General features: G+C 50.0%; 1 rRNA gene. It reads left to right on the forward strand.

Annotated features, from left to right (window positions below):
* Positions 1-156: 156 nt before the first annotated feature.
* Positions 157-3,079, forward strand: a 23S ribosomal RNA gene (locus HMPREF0623_RS00010).
* Positions 3,080-3,109: the final 30 nt, after the last annotated feature.

The raw sequence follows: 3,109 nt of genomic DNA on the forward strand, positions 1-3,109 counted from the left end.
CTTTTGTTCTTTGAAAACTGAATAATATCTATAATTTTCTAATTTTAATTAATCATAATTAAACCGAGAGAAAACCGCGTAATTTTAAAGAGTTAAACAAGATTAGTTCAAAATAATCGCAATACTCAATTAATCGCTTTACCGTAGGTAAAGTTAGGTTAAGTTAGGAAGGGCGCATGGTGGATGCCTTGGTACTAGGAGCCGATGAAGGACGGGACTAACACCGATATGCCTCGGGGAGCTGTAAGTAAGCTTTGATCCGGGGATTTCCGAATGGGGCAACCCAATAGTTTTAATCGACTATTATCCGCATCTGAATTCATAGGATGTGTGAAGGTAAACGTGGGGAACTGAAACATCTCAGTACCCACAGGAACAGAAAGAAAATTCGATTCCCTGAGTAGCGGCGAGCGAAACGGGAACAGCCCAAACCAAGAAGCTTGCTTCTTGGGGTTGTAGGACTGAACATTTGAGTTACCAAAGAGCTTGATAGCTGAAGGGCCTGGGAAGGCCAGCCAGAGAGGGTGACAGCCCCGTAAGTTAAATCGAACTCCCTCAGTTCAGGATCCTGAGTACGGCGGAGCACGTGAAATTCCGTCGGAATCCGGGAGGACCATCTCCCAAGGCTAAATACTACCTAGTGACCGATAGTGAACCAGTACCGTGAGGGAAAGGTGAAAAGCACCCCGGAAGGGGAGTGAAATAGTTCTTGAAACCATGTGCCTACAAGAAGTCAGAGCCCGTTAATGGGTGATGGCGTGCCTTTTGTAGAATGAACCGGCGAGTTACGTTCGTATGCCAGGTTAAGTTGAAGAGACGGAGCCGAAGCGAAAGCGAGTCTGAAGAGGGCGAATTAGTATGCGGATGTAGACCCGAAACCAAGTGACCTACCCATGTCCAGGTTGAAGGTGCGGTAAAACGCACTGGAGGACCGAACTCGTGTACGTTGAAAAGTGCTGAGATGAGGTGTGGGTAGCGGTGAAATTCCAAACGAACTTGGAGATAGCTGGTTCTCTCCGAAATAGCTTTAGGGCTAGCCTCGGAATTAGGATCGTGGAGGTAGAGCCACTGTTTGGACTAGGGGCCCGTCATGGGTTACCGAATTCAGATAAACTCCGAATGCCATCGATTTATGTCCGGGAGTCAGACGGTGAGTGATAAGATCCATCGTCGAAAGGGGAACAGCCCAGACCACCAGTTAAGGTCCCTAAATATATGTTAAGTGGAAAAGGATGTGGAGTTGCATAGACAACTAGGATGTTGGCTCAGAAGCAGCCACCATTTAAAGAGTGCGTAATAGCTCACTAGTCGAGTGATCCTGCGCCGAAAATGTACCGGGGCTTAAACATATTACCGAGACTGTGGATGCCACCATTAGGTGGCGTGATAGGAGAGCGTTCTAAGGGCGACGAAGGCAGACCGTGAGGACTGTTGGAGCGCTTAGAAGTGAGAATGCCGGTATGAGTAGCGAAAGATAGGTGAGAATCCTATCCACCGTATGACTAAGGTTTCCTGGGGAAGGCTCGTCCTCCCAGGGTTAGTCGGGACCTAAGCCGAGGCCGAGAGGCGTAGGCGATGGATAACAGGTTGAGATTCCTGTACTAGTTAAACTTGTTTGAACAATGGAGGGACGCAGGAGGCTAAGGAATGCACCCGATTGGAAGTGGGTGTCCAAGCCGTAAGTCTGAAGTCGAGTCAAATGCTTGATTTCTTAAGGACAAGCGGTGATGGGGAGTGAAATTTAAGTAACGAAGTTCCTGACGTCACGCTGCCGAGAAAAGCTTCTAGTTAGAGTTTAACTACCCGTACCGCAAACCGACACAGGTAGTCGAGGAGAGTATCCTAAGGTGAGCGAGAGAACTCTCGTTAAGGAACTCGGCAAAATGACCCCGTAACTTCGGGAGAAGGGGTGCTGATCGCAAGATCAGCCGCAGTGAAAAGGCCCAGGCGACTGTTTATCAAAAACACAGGTTTCTGCAAAATCGTAAGATGACGTATAGGGGCTGACGCCTGCCCGGTGCTGGAAGGTTAAGGGGATGAGTTAGCGTAAGCGAAGCTTTGAACTGAAGCCCCAGTAAACGGCGGCCGTAACTATAACGGTCCTAAGGTAGCGAAATTCCTTGTCGGGTAAGTTCCGACCCGCACGAAAGGCGTAACGATCTGGGCACTGTCTCAACGAGAGACTCGGTGAAATTATAATACCCGTGAAGATGCGGGTTACCCGCGACAGGACGGAAAGACCCCATGGAGCTTTACTGTAACTTGATATTGAGTGTTTGTACAGCTTGTACAGGATAGGTAGGAGCCGTAGAATCCGGAACGCTAGTTTCGGAGGAGGCGCAAGTGGGATACTACCCTCGTTGTATGAACCCTCTAACCCGCGCCACTAATCGTGGCGGGAGACAGTGTCTGGTGGGCAGTTTGACTGGGGCGGTCGCCTCCTAAAAGGTAACGGAGGCGCCCAAAGGTTCCCTCAGAATGGTTGGAAATCATTCGCAGAGTGTAAAGGCAGAAGGGAGCTTGACTGCGAGACAGACAGGTCGAGCAGGGACGAAAGTCGGGCTTAGTGATCCGGTGGTTCCGTATGGAAGGGCCATCGCTCAACGGATAAAAGCTACCCTGGGGATAACAGGCTTATCTCCCCCAAGAGTTCACATCGACGGGGAGGTTTGGCACCTCGATGTCGGCTCATCGCATCCTGGGGCTGTAGTCGGTCCCAAGGGTTGGGCTGTTCGCCCATTAAAGCGGTACGCGAGCTGGGTTCAGAACGTCGTGAGACAGTTCGGTCCCTATCCGTCGCGGGCGTAGGAAATTTGAGAGGAGCTGTCCTTAGTACGAGAGGACCGGGATGGACACACCGCTGGTGTACCAGTTGTTCCGCCAGGAGCATCGCTGGGTAGCTATGTGTGGATGAGATAAACGCTGAAAGCATCTAAGTGTGAAACTCGCCTCAAGATGAGATTTCCCATTGCCTTCGGGCAAGTAAGACCCCTGAGAGATGATCAGGTAGATAGGCTAGAAGTGGAAGTGTAGCGATACATGGAGCGGACTAGTACTAATCGGTCGAGGACTTAACCAAGTAGAACGTGGCAAGTAACTCGAAAGAGAA

It is taken from the genome of Pediococcus acidilactici DSM 20284 (assembly GCF_000146325.1).
Lineage (GTDB): Bacteria > Bacillota > Bacilli > Lactobacillales > Lactobacillaceae > Pediococcus > Pediococcus acidilactici.